19 protein-coding genes and 1 other RNA gene are annotated in these 20494 nt (G+C 74.1%); 8 read left to right on the top strand and 12 right to left on the bottom strand.

Going from position 1 to position 20494, the window contains the following annotated elements; genetic code table 11:
* Positions 1-70 precede the first annotated feature (70 nt).
* A complete protein-coding gene (locus DTB53_RS29490; protein WP_003969490.1) occupies positions 71-973 on the top strand; it encodes a glycosyltransferase family 2 protein in 903 nt (300 codons plus the stop codon).
* Between the two features lie 44 nt (positions 974-1017).
* Here the strand turns inward: DTB53_RS29490 and DTB53_RS29485 are convergent, their stop codons facing one another.
* Both DTB53_RS29485 and rnpB read right to left on the bottom strand, forming a co-directional pair.
* The gene (locus tag DTB53_RS29485) at positions 1018-1515 is read right to left on the bottom strand and encodes a GNAT family N-acetyltransferase (RefSeq protein WP_012381172.1); all 498 of its coding nucleotides are present in this window, start codon (positions 1513-1515) and stop codon (positions 1018-1020) included.
* 157 nt (positions 1516-1672) lie between these two features.
* Positions 1673-2081: RNase P RNA component class A (gene rnpB, locus DTB53_RS29480), an RNA gene on the bottom strand.
* 206 nt (positions 2082-2287) lie between these two features.
* Between rnpB and DTB53_RS29475 the strand changes: the two genes are divergently transcribed.
* From DTB53_RS29475 to eda, 4 genes are all read left to right on the top strand, one after another.
* Entirely contained in the window at positions 2288-3046 is a 759-nt protein-coding gene (locus tag DTB53_RS29475) for a MerR family transcriptional regulator (protein WP_012381171.1), read from the top strand.
* On the top strand, positions 3043-3954 hold the full coding sequence (locus DTB53_RS29470) for a hypothetical protein (protein WP_012381170.1): 912 nt from the start codon (positions 3043-3045) through the stop codon (positions 3952-3954). Before DTB53_RS29475 ends, DTB53_RS29470 begins: the two co-directional genes overlap by 4 nt.
* A gap of 165 nt (positions 3955-4119) precedes the next feature.
* A complete protein-coding gene (yaaA, locus tag DTB53_RS29465; protein ID WP_012381169.1) occupies positions 4120-4920 on the top strand; it encodes a peroxide stress protein YaaA in 801 nt (266 codons plus the stop codon).
* A 75-nt stretch (positions 4921-4995) separates the two neighbouring features.
* The gene (gene eda / locus DTB53_RS29460; protein WP_012381168.1) at positions 4996-5646 is read left to right on the top strand and encodes a bifunctional 4-hydroxy-2-oxoglutarate aldolase/2-dehydro-3-deoxy-phosphogluconate aldolase; all 651 of its coding nucleotides are present in this window, start codon (positions 4996-4998) and stop codon (positions 5644-5646) included.
* Positions 5647-5659: 13 nt separating this feature from the next.
* Here the strand turns inward: eda and DTB53_RS29455 are convergent, their stop codons facing one another.
* From DTB53_RS29455 to DTB53_RS29435, 5 genes are all read right to left on the bottom strand, one after another.
* Positions 5660-6445 carry a sulfite exporter TauE/SafE family protein gene (locus DTB53_RS29455; protein ID WP_003969485.1) on the bottom strand — a complete coding sequence of 262 codons (786 nt, stop codon included), beginning with the start codon at positions 6443-6445 and terminating at the stop codon, positions 5660-5662.
* A gap of 15 nt (positions 6446-6460) precedes the next feature.
* Positions 6461-7786, bottom strand: coding sequence for a bifunctional RNase H/acid phosphatase (locus DTB53_RS29450; RefSeq protein ID WP_012381167.1), 1326 nt, complete (start codon positions 7784-7786; stop codon positions 6461-6463).
* Complete coding sequence (locus DTB53_RS29445) at positions 7786-8529, bottom strand: zinc ribbon domain-containing protein (protein ID WP_012381166.1); 744 nt, start codon at positions 8527-8529, stop codon at positions 7786-7788. The genes DTB53_RS29450 and DTB53_RS29445 overlap by 1 nt, the downstream gene beginning before the upstream one ends.
* Positions 8526-9362 carry a Nif3-like dinuclear metal center hexameric protein gene (locus tag DTB53_RS29440; RefSeq protein WP_012381165.1) on the bottom strand — a complete coding sequence of 279 codons (837 nt, stop codon included), beginning with the start codon at positions 9360-9362 and terminating at the stop codon, positions 8526-8528. The genes DTB53_RS29445 and DTB53_RS29440 overlap by 4 nt, the downstream gene beginning before the upstream one ends.
* A gap of 179 nt (positions 9363-9541) precedes the next feature.
* The gene (locus DTB53_RS29435) at positions 9542-10579 is read right to left on the bottom strand and encodes an ABC transporter substrate-binding protein (protein ID WP_012381164.1); all 1038 of its coding nucleotides are present in this window, start codon (positions 10577-10579) and stop codon (positions 9542-9544) included.
* A gap of 210 nt (positions 10580-10789) precedes the next feature.
* On the opposite strand from DTB53_RS29435, the gene DTB53_RS29430 reads away from it, so the two are divergent.
* Together DTB53_RS29430 and DTB53_RS36990 are read left to right on the top strand one after the other, a co-directional pair.
* Positions 10790-12181: a hypothetical protein gene (locus DTB53_RS29430; RefSeq protein ID WP_042497291.1), complete on the top strand. Its 1392-nt coding sequence runs from the start codon at positions 10790-10792 to the stop codon at positions 12179-12181.
* Positions 12182-12314: 133 nt separating this feature from the next.
* Positions 12315-12485: a hypothetical protein gene (locus tag DTB53_RS36990; RefSeq protein WP_172595304.1), complete on the top strand. Its 171-nt coding sequence runs from the start codon at positions 12315-12317 to the stop codon at positions 12483-12485.
* An 87-nt stretch (positions 12486-12572) separates the two neighbouring features.
* Here the strand turns inward: DTB53_RS36990 and DTB53_RS29425 are convergent, their stop codons facing one another.
* The 4 genes from DTB53_RS29425 to DTB53_RS29410 all read right to left on the bottom strand — a co-directional run bounded on the left by DTB53_RS29425 (position 12573) and on the right by DTB53_RS29410 (position 17262).
* Positions 12573-13520: a 3-oxoacyl-ACP reductase gene (locus tag DTB53_RS29425; RefSeq protein WP_012381162.1), complete on the bottom strand. Its 948-nt coding sequence runs from the start codon at positions 13518-13520 to the stop codon at positions 12573-12575.
* A 34-nt stretch (positions 13521-13554) separates the two neighbouring features.
* On the bottom strand, positions 13555-14631 hold the full coding sequence (locus tag DTB53_RS29420; RefSeq protein WP_012381161.1) for a Zn-dependent alcohol dehydrogenase: 1077 nt from the start codon (positions 14629-14631) through the stop codon (positions 13555-13557).
* A gap of 49 nt (positions 14632-14680) precedes the next feature.
* Positions 14681-15538: an enoyl-CoA hydratase ChsH3 gene (gene chsH3 / locus DTB53_RS29415; protein ID WP_012381160.1), complete on the bottom strand. Its 858-nt coding sequence runs from the start codon at positions 15536-15538 to the stop codon at positions 14681-14683.
* 248 nt (positions 15539-15786) lie between these two features.
* Entirely contained in the window at positions 15787-17262 is a 1476-nt protein-coding gene (locus DTB53_RS29410; RefSeq protein ID WP_012381159.1) for an MFS transporter, read from the bottom strand.
* A gap of 115 nt (positions 17263-17377) precedes the next feature.
* On the opposite strand from DTB53_RS29410, the gene DTB53_RS29405 reads away from it, so the two are divergent.
* Positions 17378-19108, top strand: a complete 1731-nt coding sequence (locus DTB53_RS29405) for a BCCT family transporter (RefSeq protein WP_012381158.1) — start codon at positions 17378-17380, stop codon at positions 19106-19108.
* Between the two features lie 143 nt (positions 19109-19251).
* Here DTB53_RS29405 and DTB53_RS29400 read toward each other — a convergent pair whose 3' ends face one another.
* Positions 19252-20445: a lipid-transfer protein gene (locus DTB53_RS29400; RefSeq protein WP_012381157.1), complete on the bottom strand. Its 1194-nt coding sequence runs from the start codon at positions 20443-20445 to the stop codon at positions 19252-19254.
* Positions 20446-20494: the final 49 nt, after the last annotated feature.

Below are 20494 nucleotides of genomic sequence, written 5' to 3'. Positions count from 1 at the left end.
GAGGCGTTACGATCGCGGGCACCGCAGCCGACCAGCAGCCGCACGGCGGCCGAGCCCAGGAGTACCGAACTTGTCCGCACCACGCATCGGCGTATCCATCGTGACCATGGGGGACCGCCCGCAGGCGGTCGAGGCGCTGCTGGCGTCGGTCGCCATGCAGGACGTCCGGCCCACCCGGCTCGTGATCATCGGCAACGGGACCGCCCTCCCCGACTTCACCGCCTTCCCCGGCCTGGAGGACCTCGACGGCGGGGTGACCACCATCGAGCTGCCGGAGAACCTCGGCTGCCCGGGCGGCCGGAACGAAGGCCTGCGCAGGCTCGCCGAGATCGGCGACGTGGACGTGGTGATCGAGCTGGACGACGACGGGCTGCTGGTCGAGAAGGACGTCTTCCGCCGGGTGCGGGACCACTTCGCGGCCGACGACCGGCTCGGCATCGTCGGCTTCCGGATCGCCGACGAACACGGCGAGACCCAGCGCCGCCACGTGCCCCGGCTGCGGGCGGGCGACCCGATGCGCGGCGGCCCGGTCACGGCCTTCCTCGGCGGCGGCCACGCGTTCTCCATGAAGATGCTGGAGCAGACCGGGCCGTGGCCCGCCGAGTTCTTCTTCACCCACGAGGAGACCGACCTGGCCTGGCGCGCGCTCGACGCGGGCTGGAAGGTGGTGTACGAGCCCGAGCTGCTGCTCCAGCACCCCAAGACCTCCCCGGCCCGGCACGCGGTCTACTACCGGATGACGGCCCGCAACCGTGTCTGGCTGGCCCGCCGCAACCTGCCCCTCCCCCTGGTCCCCGCCTACCTCGGCACCTGGACCCTGCTCACGCTCGCCCGCACCCGCGACCCGAAGGGCCTGCGCGCCTGGGCGGGCGGCTTCGCCGAGGGCGTCCGGACCCCGTGCGGCGAGCGCCGCCCGATGCGCTGGTCCACGGTGTGGCGGATGACGCGGCTGGGCCGGCCGCCGGTCATCTGACCCGCCAACCGGCAGCCGGGCGGTTCGGCGGAGGGTCCACCGCGTCAGGGGACCCAGCGGTAGAGCACGTCGGGCTCGTTCTCCTCGTTGCGGGAGCCGTCGTCGAACGCGACGGCGGTGAACCCGTGCCGCTCGTAGAAAGCCCGGGCGGCGGCGTTGCGCTGGAACACGTACAGCGTCAGCGCCCCCTCCGCCGCCCCGCGCACCTCGGCCAGCAGCCTGCTGCCGATCCCCCGCCGCAGCGCGTCGGGCCGCAGGTAGAGGTGGTCCAGCTCGCCGTCCCCGGCGAGCACCGCGAACCCCAGCAGCCCCCCGCCCGCCTCCTCGGCGACCCACACCCCGGTGCTGGTGGGCAGCACGACATGAGTGATCCAGGCGAGGGTGTCCTCGTCGCTGTGGATCCGGGGCAGATACGGCATGGCGGCGGCGCGGGAGGCGAGGAAGACCTCCGCCACGGCCTCCGCGTCCTTCGGCGTGGCCGGTCGCAGCCGCACGCCCCGGTGGTCGGGCCGCCCGGCTCCGGTGCTGTCCGTGGCGCTCATCGTCCTGTTTCCCCGCTCTGTCGGCCCGGCGCCCGCCGGTCCCGGCCGACGCTCGATCAGCGGTGATCAGAACACGTCGGGGGCCTTCCGCGCAGGTGGAAAAACGCGCGCCGTCCCCGTGCGCGGGGCGCGCGGCGGCGGAGGCCGGAGGAGAAGGCAGACGAGTCGGGCTGTACGCCGGGTTCTGTCTCCCGGTCGCCTCGCGGCGGCCGGGGAGACGGCCATCCATCTAGGGCCGGCATTGCTGCCGGCCTCGTGCGGTCCACCCGTGAACTCGGGCGAGCAGCCCTCGAACGTTCACGCAGAGCCGTCCCGTTTCCGGGGCGCCTCCTTTTGACCTTGCTCCGGGTGGGGTTTACCTAGCCGCCTGAGTCACCTCAGGCGCTGGTGGTCTCTTACACCACCGTTTCACCCTTACCCGGGACCGGAGTCCCGGGCGGTCTGTTTTCTGTGGCACTGTCCCGCGGGTCACCCCGGGTGGCCGTTAGCCACCACCCTGCCCTGTGGAGCCCGGACGTTCCTCGGGAGGTCCCGAGGGATCCTCACGCGGCCGTCCGCCCGGCTCGTCTGCCGTGATCGCCATCCTACCGGGCCCTGCGGACCGGCAGCCGCCGGTGTCCTCACGGCCGGGAACCGGGGCTCGGAGTTCTTCCCCCGATCGTGGCGCGCGCCCGGGCGGCGTGGACAGGAGCGGTAGGAGCGGTAGGAGCGGTAGGAGCGGTAGGAGAACGGTGCTTGACCCTGTCGCGGCGTCAACGTTTCTACTGGCCGCATGCGTATCGGAGAGATCGCCGCGCTCGTGGGAGTCACGTCCCGGGCCGTCCGGCACTACCACCACATCGGCCTCCTGCCCGAGCCCGCCCGGCAGGCCAACGGCTATCGCGCCTACACGGTCCGCGACGCCGTACTGCTGGCCCGGATCCGGCGGCTGACGGAGATCGGGCTCTCCCTGGAGGAGGTGCGGGACGTGCTCGCCGACGACGCGGGACGGGAGCTGACCGAGGTGCTCGGGGAGCTGGACGCCGACCTGGCGCGGCAGGAGCGGGAGCTCCACGAGCGGCGGCGGGTGCTGGCCGCGCTCCTGGAGGCGCCGCTCACCCCGGACGGCCCGCTCTCCCCCGCCCTGGCCGCGCTGCTGGAGCAAGCGCCCGCGACCGCCTCCCCGGCCGCCGCGAAGGACCGCGAGCATCTGGCGTTGCTGGACGCGGCGGCCGGCGGCGCCGGGGCCGAGGTGTACGCCGCGCTGCGACCGCTGGCCGAGGACCCGGGGGTTCTCACCCTGTACGAGCGGCTCGACGAGCTGGCCGGGGCCGGGCCGGACGACCCGCGCGTCGCCCCGCTGGCGGCCGAGCTGGTCGCGGCCGTGCCGGACGGGGTGCTGGCGGTGATCCCGGACGGGGAGCCCTCGCCGACCGGGTTCGGGCGGGTGCTGCTCGACGACTACCCGCCCGCACAGCGTGAGGTGGTGCGCCGGGTGATGGCGGCGCTGGCGGAGCGGGTGCGGACGCGTGCCGGCGGGGGAACTCCGTGACGACGGCGGGGCTGCGGGCGGCCCGGGCCGTCGCGTGGTCGGTGCTGCCCGCCGAGCTGGTCCTGGTCGTCTGTCTGGTGGCCGGGGTGCGGGTGCCCGCCCCGGTCCTGTCGGGGGCCGAGGCCCTGGTAGCGGCCGTGCTCGTCCTGGACGCCTCGGTGCTGTGGCGGCTGTACGCGGCCCGCAGGCGGGCCGGAACCGGGCGGCGGGCGGCCGTGCGGTCGGCGGTGGGCGCGCTGGTGCCGGTGGCGTTGCGGCGGCTCGTGGTCCACGAGTTCCGGGCCCTGCACAGCCTCGGGCTGTGGGTCCTGCGTCGCCGGCACCGGGTCGCGGAAGGAGCGCTGCCCGTCCCGTACACCGCGCCGCAGACCGGGGTGATGTACACCTTCGCGTTCGTCTCCGCCCTGGAGACGGTGGTGCTGGCCCTGGTGATCCCCTGGCCGCTGGTCCACGCGATTCTGCTCGTGGTGGGCGTGTACGGCGTGGTCGTGGTCCTCGCGATCCACGCGGCCTGCGTGACCCGGCCGCACCTGGTGGGGGCGGACGGTTCGCTGCGGCTGCGCTACGGGGCCCTGTTCGACCTGCGGGTGCCCGCCTCCGCCGTCGCCTCCGCCCGGGCGGACCGGCGCTTCCCGGGCGGAGGGCCGATCCGGGTGGACGAGGACGGGGCGCTCGATCTGGCGGTGGGCGGCTGGACGACGGTGACCGTGGAGCTGACGGAGCCGGTGGAGTTCGTGCGACCGCTCGGCCGGCGCGGCAGCGCCCGTACGCTCCGCTTCAACGCGGACGATCCCCGGGCGGCGGTCGCGGCCCTCGCGACGCCCGCGCCCCCGCTCACGCCCTCGCCCGCACCGCCGCTCACGCCGGAGCGAACAGCACCGTCCTCGACTCCGGACCCGCCCGCGTGAGCCGGACCCGCAGCCGCTCCCCCAGCGGCACCTGGTGCGTGCGCCGCACCTGCCCCCGGCCGCACCCGGTGCCCGGGCCGGTCCCCCGTACCCTTGCCGAGGACCCGGAGAGCCCGCACGCCGACCGGGTCCGCGCTTGCGCCGTACGTACGAAGGAGAACCGCCGTGCTCGTGCTGTTGCCGCCCTCCGAAGGAAAGGCCGCCTCGGGGCGCGGGGCTTCGCTGAAGCCGGAGTCGCTGTCGCTGCCGGGGCTCGCCCCGGCCCGTGCGGCGGTGCTGGACGAGCTGGTCGAGCTGTGCCGGGCGGACGAGGAGAAGGCCCGGGAGGTGCTCGGGCTGAGCATGGGTCTTGCGGGCGAGGTCGGCAAGAACGCCGAGCTGCGGACCGCCGGGACCCGTCCGGCCGGGGAGCTGTACACCGGTGTGCTGTACGACGCCCTCGATCTGGCCTCGCTGGAGGCGGACGCGCGACGGCGGGCGGCGAAGTCGCTGCTGGTCTTCTCGGGGCTGTGGGGCGCGGTCCGGATCGGCGACCGGATTCCCCCGTACCGCTGCTCGATGGGGGTGAAGCTGCCCGGTCTCGGCGCGCTCGGCGCGTACTGGCGCGCCCCGATGGAGACCGTCATGCCCGAGGCCGCCGGGAGCGGCCTCGTCCTGGACCTGCGGTCCTCGGCGTACGCGGCGGCGTGGAAGCCGGCGGGCGAGGTGGCCGCGCGCACGGCAGGTGTGCGGGTGCTCCACTCCCAGCTGGTGGGCGGGGTGGAGAAGCGGTCCGTGGTGAGCCACTTCAACAAGGCGACCAAGGGCCGCCTGGTGCGCGATCTGCTGGTGGCGGGTGCGCGGCCGAAGGGTCCGGCGCAGTTGGTGGAGGTGTTGCGGGACCTCGGGTACGCGGTGGAGGCCGAGGCCCCCGCGCGGGCCGGGCGGCCGTGGTCGCTGGACGTGGTGGTGACGGAGATCCACTGACCGGCCCCGCGAAGCCCGTTGCGCACCGCGCAACGCTCGTTGCAGATATTGCGGTTGGCGCGGCAGGATGACCCCATGACCTCCTCTGCCGCGCCCACCGCCCCGTCCGACGCCTCCGTGCTGGATCTCGCGCCCGTCGTCCCCGTCGTCGTCCTGCACGACGCGGCCGACGCGGTGCCGCTCGCGCGGGCGCTGGTGGCGGGCGGCCTCCCGGCGATCGAGGTGACGCTGCGGACCCCCGCCGCGCTGGACTCGATCCGGGCCATGGCCGCCGAGGTCCCGGGCGCGGTGGTCGGGGCGGGCACGGTCATCTCGCCGGAGCACGTACGGGACACCGTCGCCGCCGGGGCCCGGTTCCTGGTCAGCCCGGGGTGGACGGACGCGCTGCTGGAGGCCATGAAGGCGTCCGGCGTGCCGTTCCTGCCCGGTGTCTCGACCACCTCCGAGGTGGTGGCCCTGCTGGAGCGCGGGGTGCGCGAGATGAAGTTCTTCCCGGCCGAGGCGGCGGGCGGGACGGCCTACCTCAAGGCCCTGTCCGCGCCGCTCCCGCAGGCCCGCTTCTGCCCGACCGGGGGCATCTCGCTCGCCTCCGCGCCCTCGTACCTCGCGCTGCCCAACGTCGGCTGTGTGGGCGGCAGCTGGATGGTCCCGGGCGACGCGGTGGCGGCGAAGGACTGGGACCGGGTGGCCCGGCTCGCGGCCGAGGCGGCGGCGCTCGCCGGGTAGCCGTGCGCGGCCGTCAGCGCAGCAACTGCACGGCGTACAGCCCCCCGACGCCCAGGGCCAGCACCCCCAGCAGCAGCCGCAGGGCCGTCTCCGGGAGGCGGGGCTGGAGCCGGGCGCCCAGGTATCCCCCGCACAGGCCGCCGAGTCCGCAGGCCAGGCCGAGGGACCAGTACGGCGCGATGTCGCCGGTGGTGGTCAGGGAGAGCAGCGCGTACGTCCCCGCGCCGACGACCGAGGTCACGAAGGTGGCCGCGAGCGCGGCCGGGGCGACCTTCGCCACCGGCATGCCGCGCCCCACCAGGATCGGGCCGAGGAGCGAGCCGCCGCCGATCCCGTAGATCCCCCCGGCCACCCCGACCGCCATGGCCAGCCGGGTGACGGCGCGGTCCGAGGGTTCCCGGCCGGGGGCCGGCCGGGCGGCGCGGCGCAGCGTGCGCAGGCAGAGCCAGCCGCCGAGCGGCAGCAGCAGAACGGCGATGAGCAGCCGGAACACCGACGGGCCCGGCACCGCGAACACCCGGATCACCGCGCCGACGACCACGCCGGGAACGGTGCCCAGGACGAGCAGCCGGGTCAGCGGTCCCCGCAGCGTCCCGGCCCTGTGGTGCCGCAGCAGGGCTCCGGGGCCCGCCACCACGTTGTAGAGCAGGTTGGTGGGGGTGACGGCCGGGCTGGGCACCCCGAGCACGCTGATCTGGACCGGCAGCAGGAACACCGCGCCGGAGACGCCGACCGGCGCGGTGGCCACGGAGATCAGCAGTCCGGCGGCGAACCCGAGCAGCCCCGTCGACCAGGTCACGGGCTCCCGTTCCCGCTAGCGCAGGTGGGACGTGTCGTTGAGCACGCGTACGGAGGCGTTGCCGTCCCCGTAGTAGGCGACCGCGGAGATCGAGGCGGCCGACAGCTCCATTCTGAACAGCGCCTCGGGCGGGGCACCGAGGGCGAGCCGGACGAGCGTCTTGATCGGGGTCACATGGGTGACGAGCAGGACCGTGCGGCCCGCGTACCGCGCGACGATCCGGTCCCGGGCGGCGGCGACCCGCTCGGCGACCTCCGCGAAGCTCTCGCCGCCGCCGGTCGGGGCGGTGTCCGGGGAGGCCAGCCAGGCGGTGAGGTCGTCGGCGTACCGTTCCCGTACCTCGCCGAAGGTCAGCCCCTCCCACGCCCCGAAGTCCGTCTCGCGCAGGCCCTCGTCGATCCGGACGTCGAGGCCGAGGCGGTCGGCGACGGCCGCGGCGGTCTCGCGGCAGCGGCGCAGCGGGGAGCTGACGATCTCCTGGACGGCGCCCAGGGCGGCGAAGTGGCCGGCGGCCCGCTCGGCCTGGCCGCGGCCGGTGGCGGAGAGCTCGGGGTCGGTGCCGCCGCTGCCGGAGAACCTCTTCTCGGGCGTGAGCGCGGTCTCGCCGTGCCGCAGCAGGACGAGCGTGGCGGGCGCGCCCAGGTCGGGGGCCGAACCCCAGCCGGTCCCCGGGACTCCGGCCCGCTCCGGCGCGGTGGGGACCCGGGCGCCCGGCGGCCCGGGCTCCGGCACCGGGAACAGGGCGTCGTCCGCCGGCGCCGCCGCGCCGCGCGCGGACGCGAGGGCCGCACGGGCCCGCGCCGCGCCCGCGGCCTGGTCGCCGGGCGGGCCCTGGGCGGGCGGCGGGGCGGTCACGGTGCGGGCCGGGGCGTCCAGGGCGGCCGTCGAGGCGGAGGCCTCCCACTGCCGGCCGTCGCGGCCCGCGTCCATCGCCTCGTTGGCGAGCCGGTCCGCGTGCTTGTTCTGGGCGCGCGGGATCCACTCGTACGTCACCGAGGACGGCGGCAGGACCGCGGCGGCGCGGGCCGCCAGCGGCTTCATGTCGGGGTGCTTGATCTTCCACCGCCCCGACATCTGCTCCACGACGAGCTTGGAGTCCATCCGGACGTGGACCCGCAGCGCGTCCCCCGCGTCCGGGAACAGCGCCTTCGCGGCCGTCAGTCCGGCGATCAGGCCCCGGTACTCGGCGACGTTGTTCGTCGCGACGCCGATGTACTCGGCGGCCTCGGCGAGGGGTTCGCCGGTGGCGGGGTCGATGACGACCGCGCCGTAGCCGGCGGGCCCCGGGTTGCCCCGGGAGCCGCCGTCGGCCTCGACCACCACCTGGCGGACGCCGCTCATTACAGGCCCGACTCCGAGGTGCGGACCAGGATCCGGTGGCAGTTCTCGCAGCGCAGGACGGTCTCGGGGGACGCGGCGCGCACGTCGCCGACCTCGGCCATGTTCAGCTCCAGGCGGCAGCCCTCGCAGCGGCGCTGGTAGAGCCGGGCGGCGCCGACCCCGCCCTGCTGGGCGCGGAGCTTGTCGTACAGCTTCAGCAGGTCGGCGGGGATGACCTCGGCGACGACCTGGCGGTCCTTGGTCACCGTGGCGGCCTCGGCGTCCAGCTCGGCGGTGGCGGCGTCGCGGCGGGCCGTGGCGTCGTCGACCTTGGCCTGCACGGCGGCGACCCGCTCGGTCAGCTCGGCGACCCGCTCCTGGGCGCTCTCGCGGCGCTCCATGATCTCCAGGACGACGTCCTCCAGGTCTCCCTGGCGCTTGGCGAGCGAGACGATCTCGCGCTGGAGGCTCTCCAGGTCCTTGGGCGAGGAGACCGCGCCGGAGTCCAGGCGCTGCTGGTCGCGGACGGCGCGCTGGCGCACCTGGTCGACGTCCTGCTCGGCCTTGGTCTGCTCGCGGGTGGTGTCGCTCTCCTCGGTGGTGGAGGCGACCAGCAGGTCACGCAGCTGGGCGAGGTCGCCGCTGAGCTGCTCGATCTCGGCGTGCTCCGGCAGCGAGGTGCGCTTGTGGGAGAGCTGGGCGAGACGGAGGTCGAGGGCCTGGACGTCGAGAAGTCGGATCTGGTCGGCGGGCGCGGCGTTCAGTTGGGGGCTCCAGAGGAATGGTGGGTGGTCCAGGGGTCGGTGACCTGCTTCGAGACATGGACCCGCAGGTCCCATCCGTGGCGGTCGGAAAGCGCGTCGAGCTGGGCCGCCGCCTGCTCGCACCAGGGCCACTCGGTGGCCCAGTGCGCGGCGTCGACGAGGCCGAGCGGCGAGTGCTGCACGGCCTCGGAGGCCGGGTGGTGGCGCAGGTCGGCGGTGAGGAAGGCGTCGACGCCCGCGGCGCGCACGGCGTCGAAGAGGCTGTCGCCGGAGCCGCCGCTGACGGCGACGGTGCGCAGATACGCCTCCGGGTCGCCGGCCAGCCGGATGCCCTGCGCGGTGGCGGGGAGCCGGGCGGCGGCGCGGGCGGCGAAGGCGGCCAGGGTCTCGGGGCGGTCCAGTTCGCAGATCCGGCCGAGTCCGCGCCGGCCCTCGGGGTCGGTGGGATCGGGGACGAGGGGCCCGGTGATCCGCAGGTCGAGCGCGCCGGCCAGGGCGTCGGAGACGCCGGGGTCCGCGGTGTCGGCGTTGGTGTGCGCGACGTGGAGGGCGATGTCGTGCTTGATGAGGGTGTGGACGACCCGGCCCTTGAAGGTGTCGGCGGCGACCGTCGTCGTCCCGCGGAGATAGAGCGGGTGGTGGGTGACGATCAGCTGGGCGCCGAGCTCCCGGGCCTCGTCGGCGATCTCGCGGACCGGGTCGACGGCGAACAGCACCCGGTCGATCTCCGCGTCCGGATCGCCGCAGACCGTGCCGACCGCGTCCCATCCCTCGGCCCGCTCGGGGGGCCAGAGGGCGTCGAGGGCGGCGATGACTTCAGACAGACGGGGCACGGGGGAAAGGCTACCTGTCCGGGGTGGCCCGTCGCCCCTGGCCGCCGGACCTGTGGGCCAGGACCGGCGGCCGGACACGAATCGTTACTTCACCGCGTCGGCCCCGGGGCGCGTGCCGGGACTTCGCCGCGCCGGGCCGGGGCACGCGCCGCGACTTCACCGCGCCGGGCCGGGGCCGGCTACTTCACCAGGTCGGCGCGGAGGTCGTCGAGGACCAGGCCGGCCGAGGTGACGCCGAGGCCCAGGTACCAGGTCTCGTCGGAGACGTCCTTGGCCCGGCCCTCCTTGACGGCCTTCAGGTTCTTCCACAGGGCGTTGGAGCGGGCGGTGTCGCGCTGGGTGGCCTTCGGGTCGCCGTAGACGCCGGTGAAGATCCAGTCGGCGTCCGCCTCGTCGATCCGCTCCGGGCTGATCTCGGCGGCGAGGTCGTCGATCTGCTGGTTCTTCGGGCGCGGCAGTCCGACGTCCTGGAGGATCGTGCCGATGAAGGAGGCCTTGGCGTAGAGGCGGAGACGGTCGGGCATGTAGCGGACCATGGAGACGGTCGGCTTGTCGGGGCCGATGTCGTCGCCGAGCTTCTTCGCCTTCTCCTCGTACGCGGTGAGCGCCGACTCGGCCTGCTCGGTGCGGTCCAGGGCCTGGGCGTTGAGGAGGTAGTTCTCCTTCCAGGTGAAGCCCGGGCGGATGGAGAACACGGTGGGGGCGATCTTCGACAGCTCGTCGTACTTGTCCGCGGCGCGCAGCTGGCTGCCGAGGATGAGGTCGGGCTTGAGGCCCGCGATGGCTTCGAGGTTGAGACTGTTGATCGTACCGACGCTCTTCGGCTCGCCCGCGCCCTTCTCCAGGTACGAGGGGATGGCCGCGTCGCCCTCGCTGGGGGCGTAGCCGACCGGCTTCAGGCCCAGCGACACCACGTTGTCGAACTCGCCCACGTCCAGCACGACCACGCGCTCGGGCGCGGCCTTGATCTCGGTCTTCCCCATGGCGTGGGTGACCGTACGGGGGAACTCGCCGGCCTCGGCGTCGGTGCCGTAGGCCGCGGTCTTCTTCGCCGCGTCCGCGAAGTCCTTGCCGCCGGTGGCGACGGCGGCCTTCTTGCCGCCGTCCGCGTCGGACTTCGCCGCGCCCCCGCCGTCACCGCTCCCGCAGGCGGACAGGGAGAGGGCGACCGCCACGGCCAGGGCTACAGCGGCGGTACCGCGGGGTCGAAGGGACATCGCTTGCTCCAGATGGTCCGCGTACGTGCGTCGGCACGGGCTCTCGGTTAGGGCCGCCTAACCATAGACGCGGCCACCGTGACCAGCACACCCGCCCCCTCCCCTTCAGGAGAATCCGGGCATCACCACCCTTATGTGTGAAGTCAGGTGGCTCGTGTTGTCCGGCTGGAAGTGCGAAAACTAGCTTTCGTAGCCGGAGGTGACGAGTCCATGACTGCCTGTGCCATCGAGGGCGGGTCCGCCGGGGCCGCCGCGACGGCGGAACCCGAAGCGGAATCCGGAACGGAACCCGCCCCGGAGGATTCCCGGGCCGGATCCGGCCCGCGGGAACGCGGAGCGGAACCCGAACCGGAGGGGTCCGGCGACCCCGTGAGACCCACCGGGGCGAACGCTCCCGGCCGACCCGGGGCCACCGCCAACGCGGGCCGCCCGGAGGTGTCGCCCGCCGCGGGCCGCCCCCCGGGGCCGGCCGGTGACGCGCCGCTTCCCGGCGCCTTCACGCTCACCGCGGACGGGGCCTACGGCGCCCGGCTCACCGCGGCTCCCGGCCCGCCGGGCGAGCGCGCCTGGTATCCGGAGCGGTGGACGCTGGACGGGCCCGAGCCGTACGCGGTGCCTCTCCCCCTCGACCAGCCCGAGGAACCGGACACCCAGGTGGCTCCGCTGGCCGACGGACGGGTGCTGCTCCGGCGGCGGGTCGCGGACCGGCAGATGTTCTCGCTGCTCTACCCGACCGGGCCCGGCACCGGCGAACTCCTGCTGGGCACGGTCGAGTCCGCCGAGATGACCCTGCTGCCGCCGTCGCCGGACGGGCGGTGCGTCTACGCGCTGTCGGCCGGCGACCACCACACGTCGCTCTGGCTGGTGGCGGGCGGGGCCTTCGGGCCCGAGGAGGTCGCACGGATCCCCGGGCGCTGTTCGGGCGGGGCCTGGCTGGACGGGGCGGGCCGGATACTGGCGCTGGACCGGCGGGCGCCGGGCGGCGGACCGGTCAAGGCGGTCGCCGTCGACCTGGGGCGGGGGGCCGAGGTGACGCCGCTGCTCCAGATCGCGCCGGACAGCGACGACCGGCTGCTGCTCGCGGACGCCGACAGCGGGCTGCTGCTGATCCGCTCGGACGCCCCGGGCCACGACCGGCTCGGCTGGGGGGTGCTGGGGAGCTGCCTGCCGGTCAGGTTCCCGGAGTGCCTGCGCCTCGCGGACGCGGCGGTGACGCCGTTCGCGGTACAGCCGGGCCAGATGCTGATGCCGGAGAGCTGCGCGGTGGCGCTGCGGATCGACGGGGCAGCGGGCAGCTGGCTGGGCGTGTGGCGTCCGGCGGGACGCCGGCTGCACCAGTTCGCCGCCCCGCTGGGCTGGGCGGCGGGGGCCGGGTACTGGAGCCGGGACGGAGTGCTGCGCCTCCCGTACGCGAACGGGGCGACGTCCTGCGGCGTGGCGATGCTGGAAGCGCCGCCGGACGTGGAACCCTCTTCCGGGACCGGCCGTCCGGGCGACCCGGAGGACGGAACGCCGTCGTCCGCCGCCGTCTCCGCTCCCGCCGTGTGTAAGCCCGTTCCGTTGGGGCAGGCACCTCTGCACCGGGTCGCTCGATCTGATTAAGATCGGGGCCCCGGGCTACGCGGCCGTATCGGGCGGGTACCGACGGTGACCACGTCGGATGGCGGCGGCGGGGCTTGCGGCACCACATGTAGGCGCGACACGAACAAGCGATCACAACGGGGTGACTTCCCACATGTCCGAAGCGCGGACCGACACGAACCAGCAGCGCCCGACCGGGGCGGACGAGGGGGCCGGGACCGGCGGTTCCGGAAAGCACCGAGGGGGTGCGTCGGCGGAGAACACGTCGGCGCAGCCGCACGGTCGCCACCGCCGGCCCGCCGACGAGGAGTCCAGGGCGGCCTGAGAGCCGCTCGGCGGAAGCGTTCCAGCGGGGCGGGAGGGCCTGGACGGCGGACAGCCGTCCGGGCCCTCCCGAGTGCGGCCCTCCCCGCTACCGCCGCTTCAGCCCGAGGACCTCGGCGGCGGCGAAGGTCTCGTTCGGCGGGCGGTCCGCGTAGTACGGGGTGAGCAGCCCGTCCAGCTCCGCGAAGGTGAAGGTCTCCTTCGCCGCGTCGAACTGTGCGGCCACCCGCGGCCGTTCGACGACGGCGACCATCCCCCCGTGCACGACCAGTAGTTGACCGTTGACCCCGGACGCCGCCGGTGAGGCGAGATAGCCGACGAGCGGGGACACGTGCTCGGGCGCCAGCGGGTCGAGGGCGCCGTCGGCCGGTTCCTGGAAGCCGGCGAACACGTCCTCGGTCATCCGGGTCCGGGCGCGGGGGCAGATGGCGTTGGCGGTGACGCCGTACTTGGCCAGGGCGAGCGCCGTGGAGGTGGTGAGGCCGACGATGCCGCCCTTGGCCGCCGCGTAGTTGGGCTGTCCCGCCGAGCCCGCGAGGAACGCCTCGGACGAGGTGTTGACGATCCGCCCGTAGACCGGCCCGCCGGTCTCCTTGGAGCGGGCGCGCCAGTGGGCGGCGGCGAAGTGCGTGGTGTTGAAGTGGCCCTTGAGGTGGACGCGGACGACCGCGTCCCATTCCTCCTCGGTCATCGAGAAGACCATCCGGTCGCGCAGGATGCCCGCGTTGTTGACCAGGATGTCGAGCCGGCCATAGGTGTCGGCCGCCAACGCGACCAGGGCGCGGGCCTGTTCGTGGTCGGAGACGTCGCCGAGGTGGGCGACGGCCCGCCCGCCGGCCGCGCGGATCTCGGCGGCGACCTCCTCGGCGGGGGCGGCGGAGGCCTCGCCGGAGCCGTCGCGGCCGGGCTGCCCGTAGTCGTTGACGACGACGGCCGCGCCGAGGCGGGCCAGTTCGAGGGCTTCGGCCCGGCCGAGGCCGCGGCCCGCGCCGGTGACGATCGCGGACAGTCCGTCCAGCGGAAGGGGGAATGACATGGGAATCCTCAACGTCGTTGGCCGGTCACCGCGTTCAGATCTCGATGCAGGTACGGAGCGACTCGCCCGTGCGCATCTGGTCCAGGGCGTCGTTGATCCCGTCCAGCCGGACCCGGTGGGTGATCATCGACTCCAGGTCGATGCGGCCCGCCCGCCAGAGCGCGATGGCCCGTTCGTACGAGCGCAGGACGTCCCCGCCGCCGTACATGGAGGGCAGGATGCGCTTCTCGTCGAAGAACAGCTCGAACATGTTGACCTGGAAGGTGTCGTCCATGGCCCCGGCCCCGACGACGCACAGGGTGCCGCCGCGGCGGGTGTTCTCGTAGGCGGTGCGGGCGGTGGCGGACTTGCCGACGACCTCGAAGACGTAGTCGAAGCCCTCGCCGCCGGTGATCCGCTGCTTGGCGTCGGCCAGCCCGTCGGGGGCGACGGCCTCCGTCGCGCCGAAGCGGAGGGCGGCCTCGCGCCGGGAGGCGACCGGGTCGACGGCGACGATCTGCGCCGCGCCCTGGACCCGGGCGCCCTGGATCGTGGAGATGCCGACGCCGCCGCAGCCGATCACCGCGACCGACGAACCGGCCTCCACCTTGGCCGTGTTGATGGCCGCGCCGAGGCCGGTGGTGACCCCGCAGCCGATCAGGGCGGCGATCTCGAACGGCACGTCGTCGGGGATCGGCACCGCGCAGCCCGCGCCGACGACGACCTCCTCGGTGAAGGTGCCGGTGCCCGCGAAGCCGAAGACGTCGCCGCCGGAGCGCTTGAAGTTCGGAGTGCCCGCGTTCATGAAACCGGCGAGGCACAGCTGGGTCTGGCCGCGTTTGCAGGACGGGCAGTCCCCGCAGGCGGGCAGCCAGCAGACGAGGACCCGGTCGCCGGCGCTCAGCCCGGTCACCCCGTCGCCGACGTCGAGGACCTCGCCCGCGCCCTCGTGGCCGGGGATGAAGGGGGCGGGCTGCGGGAGGACGCCGCTCATCGCGGAGACGTCCGAGTGGCAGAGGCCGGTGGCGCGGATGCGGAGCCTGACCCTTCCCGGGCCGAAGCCCACCGCCTCGATGTCGTCGAGGACTTCGAGCTTCTCCTGGCCTGTCTCGTGCAGTACGGCTGCGCGCATGGGTACGGCTCCCCTCGGATCGTGCTGCCAAGAATGAGTGCTGCTGGGTTCAGGAGTGTTCGACGAGCGTGTCCGCGAGGACCGGTGCGTCGTCCCGCTCGGCGGCGGTGACCGTCACCTGGACGCGCCCCTCCCCGGCCGCCCACATCCGGATACGGAGGGTCTCGCCGGGGAAGACCACTCCGGCGAAGCGGGTGCGGTAGGCGGTGACACGGGAGACGTCACCGTCCAGCAGGGTGTCGGTGACGGCCTTGAGGGTCATGCCGTACGTGCACAGCCCGTGCAGGATCGGCCGGTCGAAGCCGGCCAGCTCGGCGAAGGCGGGGTCCGCGTGGAGCGGGTTCCAGTCCCCGGAGAGCCGGTAGAGCAGCGCCTGGTCCTCGCGGATCGGGCGTTCGACCGTGCGGTCCGGGTCGCGGTCCGGCGGGGCGAGGCGGTCGGACGGCCCGCGCTCACCGCCGAAGCCGCCCTCCCCCCGGACGAAGATCTGGGCGTCGTTGGTCCAGAGCGGACCGTCCTCGTCGCCCGCCTCGGTACGCAGCACGATGACGGCGGCCTTGCCCTTGTCGTACACCGCCGCGACCTTCGACGTCTGTTCGGCCCGGCCGGTCACGGGGATCGGCCGGTGCACGGTGACGGTCTGGCCGCCGTGCAGGACGGCGGCGAGGTCCACGTCGATCCCGGGCGCCCCCATCCCGCCGAGAGCGGCCGTGCCGGCGCCCGCGACGGTGGCGAAGCTCGGCAGCACCTGGAGCCGGGACTCCAGGGTGTAGCGCAGTTCGTCGGGGTCGGTGGCGGGGCTGCCCGCGCCGAGACCCAGGTGGTAGAGCTGGACGTCCTTGTGGTTCCAGCCGATCTCGGCTCGGCGGGGTTCGGCGGCGAGCGCGGCCCGGGCATCAATGGGCATGACGGAGCAGCTCCTTGATGGTCCTTGGTGTCCTCGGTGTCCTCGGTGTCCTTGGCGTCCTCGGCTGTCCGGTCGGCCGGAAGACCTCGGCGCGGCCGTCCGCACCGCCGGCCGCACCGAGGTCGTGCGGTGATCGACAGGACGCACCCTTCTAGAACGCGTTCTAGCCGATGGCCCATGTATAACGCAGGGCACGGAAGTTGGGAAGACCACTGACGCTTCGTCAGATCACCGCGAAGGCATCCGGGTCACCCGGCGGTCGGGGCCTCGACCGGAAGGTCCGCCGGCGGGCGGGGCCTGCGGTGGTTCGGCAGCCAGACCAGCATCACGACCACCCCGGCCAGCAGGACCCCGGTCGCCGTGCGGAAGGCCAGCGCGTATCCGGCGGTCACCTCGGCCGGGTCGCCGGAACCCGCGGTGCGCGCGGCGGCGACCGTGGAGAGCACCGAGAGGCCCAGCGCACCGCCCATCGTGCGGGAGGTGTTGACCAGGCCGGAGACGAGTCCGGCGTCCCCCGGGTCCGCGCCGGAGGTGGCGAGGGTGGCGAGCGGGGTGGAGGCGAGACCGGCCCCGGCCATCATCAGGACGCCGGGCAGACAGATCGCGGTGAGATAGGAGCCCTCCACGCCCATCGTGGACTGCCAGCCGAAGCCCGCGGCAGTGATCAGGACCCCGGCGACGGCGAGGCTCTTGGCCCCGGTGCGCACCATGAGGCGGGGGGCCAGCTTGGAGCCGATGATGACGGCGGCCGAGGTCGGCATCAGCGCGAGCCCGGCCTGCAACGGCGTGTAGCCCAGGACGTTCTGGGCGTACACGGTCATGAAGTACCACATGGAGAAGGTGGCCGACCCCATGAGCAGCATCGACACGTTGGCCGAGGACACGGCCCGTACGGAGAACACGCGCAGCGGGATCAGCGGGACGGCGGTCCGCGCCTCGACCAGGACGAAGGCGGCCAGCAGCGCGATCCCGGAGAGCAGCGGCACGAGGGTCGCGGCGGCCGTCCAGCCCTCGACCTCGGTCTGGACGATGCCGTAGGCGACGGCGGCGAGGCCCGCGGTGACCAGGACGGCCCCCAGGAAGTCGATGCGGCGGCGGTCGCCCGCACGGCCCTCGGTGATCCGCAGGGCGGCGGCGACCAGGACGATCGCGCCGATGGGCACGTTGATCAGGAGGACCCAGCGCCAGGAGAGGGCGTCGGTGAGGACCCCGCCGATGAGCCCGCCGGCCGCGCCGCCGCCGGCGCCGACCGCCATCCAGGTGCCGATCGCCTTCGTCCGGGCCGGCCCCTCGGGCACCGCCGCGGTGAGGATGGTGAGGGTGGCGGGGGCCAGGACGGCGGCGCCGAGGCCCTGCGCGGCCCGGGCGGCGAGGAGTTGCCAGCCCTCCTGGGCGAGGCCGCCCGCGAGGGATGCGGCGGTGAAGACGCCGAGCCCGACGAGGAACATCAGCTTGCGCCCGTAGATGTCGGCGGCCCGCCCGCCCAGGAGCATGAAACCGGCGAACGCGATCGAGTAGGCGTTGACGACCCACTGGAGGCCTCCGGCGCTCAGCCCCAGGTCGGCCCGCATGGAGGGCAGGGCGACGTTGACGACGGAGACGTCGAGGACGACGAGGAACTGGCCGGTGCAGGCGGCGAGGACGACGGCCCAGGTGCTGGGGCGTATTCGGGAGGTGGCCGGCGGGGCGGAGGCGGGCGCGGAGACGTCAGGCATGAACGTCATGGTCGCAGGCGGCCGACGGCCCGTACATCAGGTATCGGGGGTCACGTCCCGGACGCCGGCCGTCGGCGTGGCATATCCCCCACATCACCGCATACTCCCCGCATAGTGGTGCGCTATGAGTACGGAGAACGCCCACGAGCCCCCTGGCCAGCCGTCTCCCGGCCCCGCGGATCCCGACGCGGGTCCCGGGACGGACTCCTCACCCGACCGGGTGGTGGTGACGATCGGCGCGCTGGGCGTCATCGGGATCGTCCTGTGGGCCGCCCTGGGCAAGGACACCTTCGAGAGCGCGTCGGACGCGGCCCTCCCCTGGGTGCTGGACAACTTCGCGTGGCTGTTCGTCATCGCCGCCGACGTCTTCCTGATCCTGTGCCTGGTGATCGCCTTCAGCCGCTACGGCCGGATCCGGCTCAGCCGGGACGATTCCCCTCCGGAGTTCTCGAACTTCTCCTGGATCGCGATGATGTTCAGCGCCGGCATGGGCATCGGGCTGATCTTCTACGGCGTCGGGGAGCCCGTCGCGCACTACCTGAGCCCGCCGCCCTCCAGCGGGGCCGAGCCGCAGACGGCGGGCGCCGCGAGCGCCGCCATGGAGTACTCCTTCTTCCACTGGACCCTGACTCCGTGGGCGATCTACGGGATCGTGGGCCTCGCGCTGGGCTACGCGAGCTTCCGCAAGGGCCGGGGCAACCGGTTGAGCGCCGTCTTCGTGCCCCTCATCGGCGACCGCCGGGCCAACGGCGCCTTCGGGAAGATCCTGGACCTGCTCGCCGTCTTCGCCACGGTCTTCGGCACCGCGACCAGCCTGGGGCTCGGCGCTCTGCAGATCGCCATCGGTCTCGATCTGACGGCGGGCGTCGGCCAGAGCACCGGCGTGGAGCTGGTCGTCATCGCCGTGCTCAGCGCCGCCTTCGTGATCTCCGCGTTCACGGGCCTGCACGGCGGGGTGAAGTGGCTCAGCTCCATCAACCTCGTCGTCGCGGCGGTCCTCATGGTCTTCGTCTTCGTCGCGGGCCCGACCGTCTATCTGCTGGACGTGCTGCCGTCCTCGGTCGGCGGCTACCTGGACCAGCTCCTCCCCATGGCCTCGCGCACCGGCGCCTTCGGCGACCAGAGCTGGCTGGGCGCCTGGACGATCTTCTACTGGGCCTGGTGGCTGTCCTGGGCGCCCTTCGTCGGCACCTTCATCGCCCGCATCTCCAGGGGCCGCACGATCCGCGAGTTCCTCCTCGCCGTGCTGCTCGTGCCGAGCGGGGCGACCGCCCTGTGGTTCGTGGTGCTCGGCGGAACCGGGATCCGCCTCGCCGAGACGGGCGTCGTCGACATGGCCGAGAAGGCGAAGGAGGGGACGGAGGCCACCCTGTTCGCGATGCTCGACGCCCTGCCGGTCAGCACGGTGACGGCCTGGGTCGCGATGATCCTGATCATGATGTACTTCGTCACCAGCGCGGACTCCGCCTCGCTGGTCATGGGGTCGCTGACCAGCAGGGGCGCCCTGCACCCCCGGCGCTGGCTCGTCGTCACCTGGGGCCTCCTCATGGCGGCGGTCGCGGCGGCGCTGCTGGTGGCCGGCGGGCTGGAGTCCCTCCAGAGCGCGACGATCCTGGTGGCCCTGCCCTTCGTCGTGGTGATGCTCTTCCTGTGCTGGTCCCTGCTGCGGGAGCTGCGCACCGATCCCGGCGCCGGCCCGGGGCGGAGCGAGGGCCTGCACGGGATGCGCGACGCGGTGCGCGTCATGGTCGGCGAGGAGCTGGGCAACCAGCCGCCCACCCGCCACCGCCATCTGCGGCGGGCGGCCTCGGCCCGCACGACGACCGCGGAGGACGACCGGGACGCGGAGGGCTGACGCCCTGCCGGTGGTGCGGCGCGGGCCGGCGTCCGGCGCGTCCGGGTCTCCCGGCGGCGGCGCGACGGCGACCCGCGCGGCCGGCCCCGTGAGGTCGCGGCCGTCGCGGCGTACGGTTCCGGTGCTCGGCCGCTCCGGGCCCCTCAGCCGCGGCGCAGCAGCGTGAGGACCGCCGCTCCGCCGAGGCCGATGTTGTGGGCGAGGGCGGTGCGTGCGCCGGGGACCTGGCGGGCGCCGGCCTCGTCGCGCAGGTGCCAGGTCAGCTCGGCGGCCTGGGCGATGCCGGTGGCGCCCAGCGGGTGGCCCTTGGAGATCAGACCGCCGGACGGGTTCACGACCCACCGCCCGCCGTAGGTGGTCGCCCCGGACTCGACGAGTTCGCCGGACTCCCCCTCGCCGCACAGGCCGAGCGCCTCGTAGGTGAGGAGTTCGTTGACGGAGAAGCAGTCGTGCAGCTCGATGACGTCGAGGTCGTCCGGGCCGAGGCCGGAGGCCGTGTAGACCTGCTGGGCGGCGGCCCGGGTCATCGGGGCGCCGACCGCGTCGATGCAGCTGCCGGAGGCGAAGGACGTCTCGGTGTCGGTGGTCATGGCCTGGGCGGCGATCTCCACCGCCCGCTCCCCGAGGCCGTGCCGTTCGACGAACCGCTCGGAGACGACCACGGCCGCCGCCGCCCCGTCGGAGGTGGGCGAGCACTGGAGTTTGGTGAGGGGGCGGTGGACGGTGCGGGCGGCGAGGATCTCCTCGACCGTGTACGGGTCCTGGAACTGGGCGTACGGGTTGTGCACCGAGTGGCGGTGGTTCTTGGCCCCGACCGCCGCGAGCTGCTCGGGCGTCGTCCCGTACCGCTCCATGTGCTCCCGGGCCGCGTTGCCGAAGATCTGGGCGGTGGGCGGGGACGCCTCGAAGCCGTGGGCGGCGGCCATGATCCCGTAGTGCCGGGCGACCGGCGAGGTCGCGAAGTCGCCGGCGCCGCCGGCGCCGGCGCCCAGCGAGCCGCGGGACATCTTCTCGAAGCCGACGGCGAGGACGCAGTCGCTGCCGCCGCCCTCGACGAACTGCCGGGCCAGCATCAGGGCGGTGGAGCCGGTGGCGCAGTTGTTGTTGACGTTGTAGACGGGGACGCCGGTCAGGCCCAGTTCGTAGACGGCCCGCTGGCCGGCGGTGGAGGCCTGGAAGCAGTAGCCGACGGGGACCTGTTCGACCTGGTCGTAGCGGACCCCGGCGTCCGCCAGCGCGGCGGTGCCCGCCTCGCGGACCATGTCCCAGTACTGCCAGTCGCGGGTCTCGGGCTTCTCGAACCTCGTCATGCCGACGCCGACGATGTACGCCTTCATGGTGCGACTCCTTCTTGTCCGGTGCGGTCGGTCCCCGGTTCGCGTTCGG

Origin of the sequence: Streptomyces griseus (assembly GCF_900460065.1) — a bacterium.
GTDB lineage: Bacteria > Actinomycetota > Actinomycetes > Streptomycetales > Streptomycetaceae > Streptomyces > Streptomyces griseus.
Note: the sequence above shows the minus strand (reverse complement) of the source record. Positions and strands in the feature narration are given on the sequence as shown.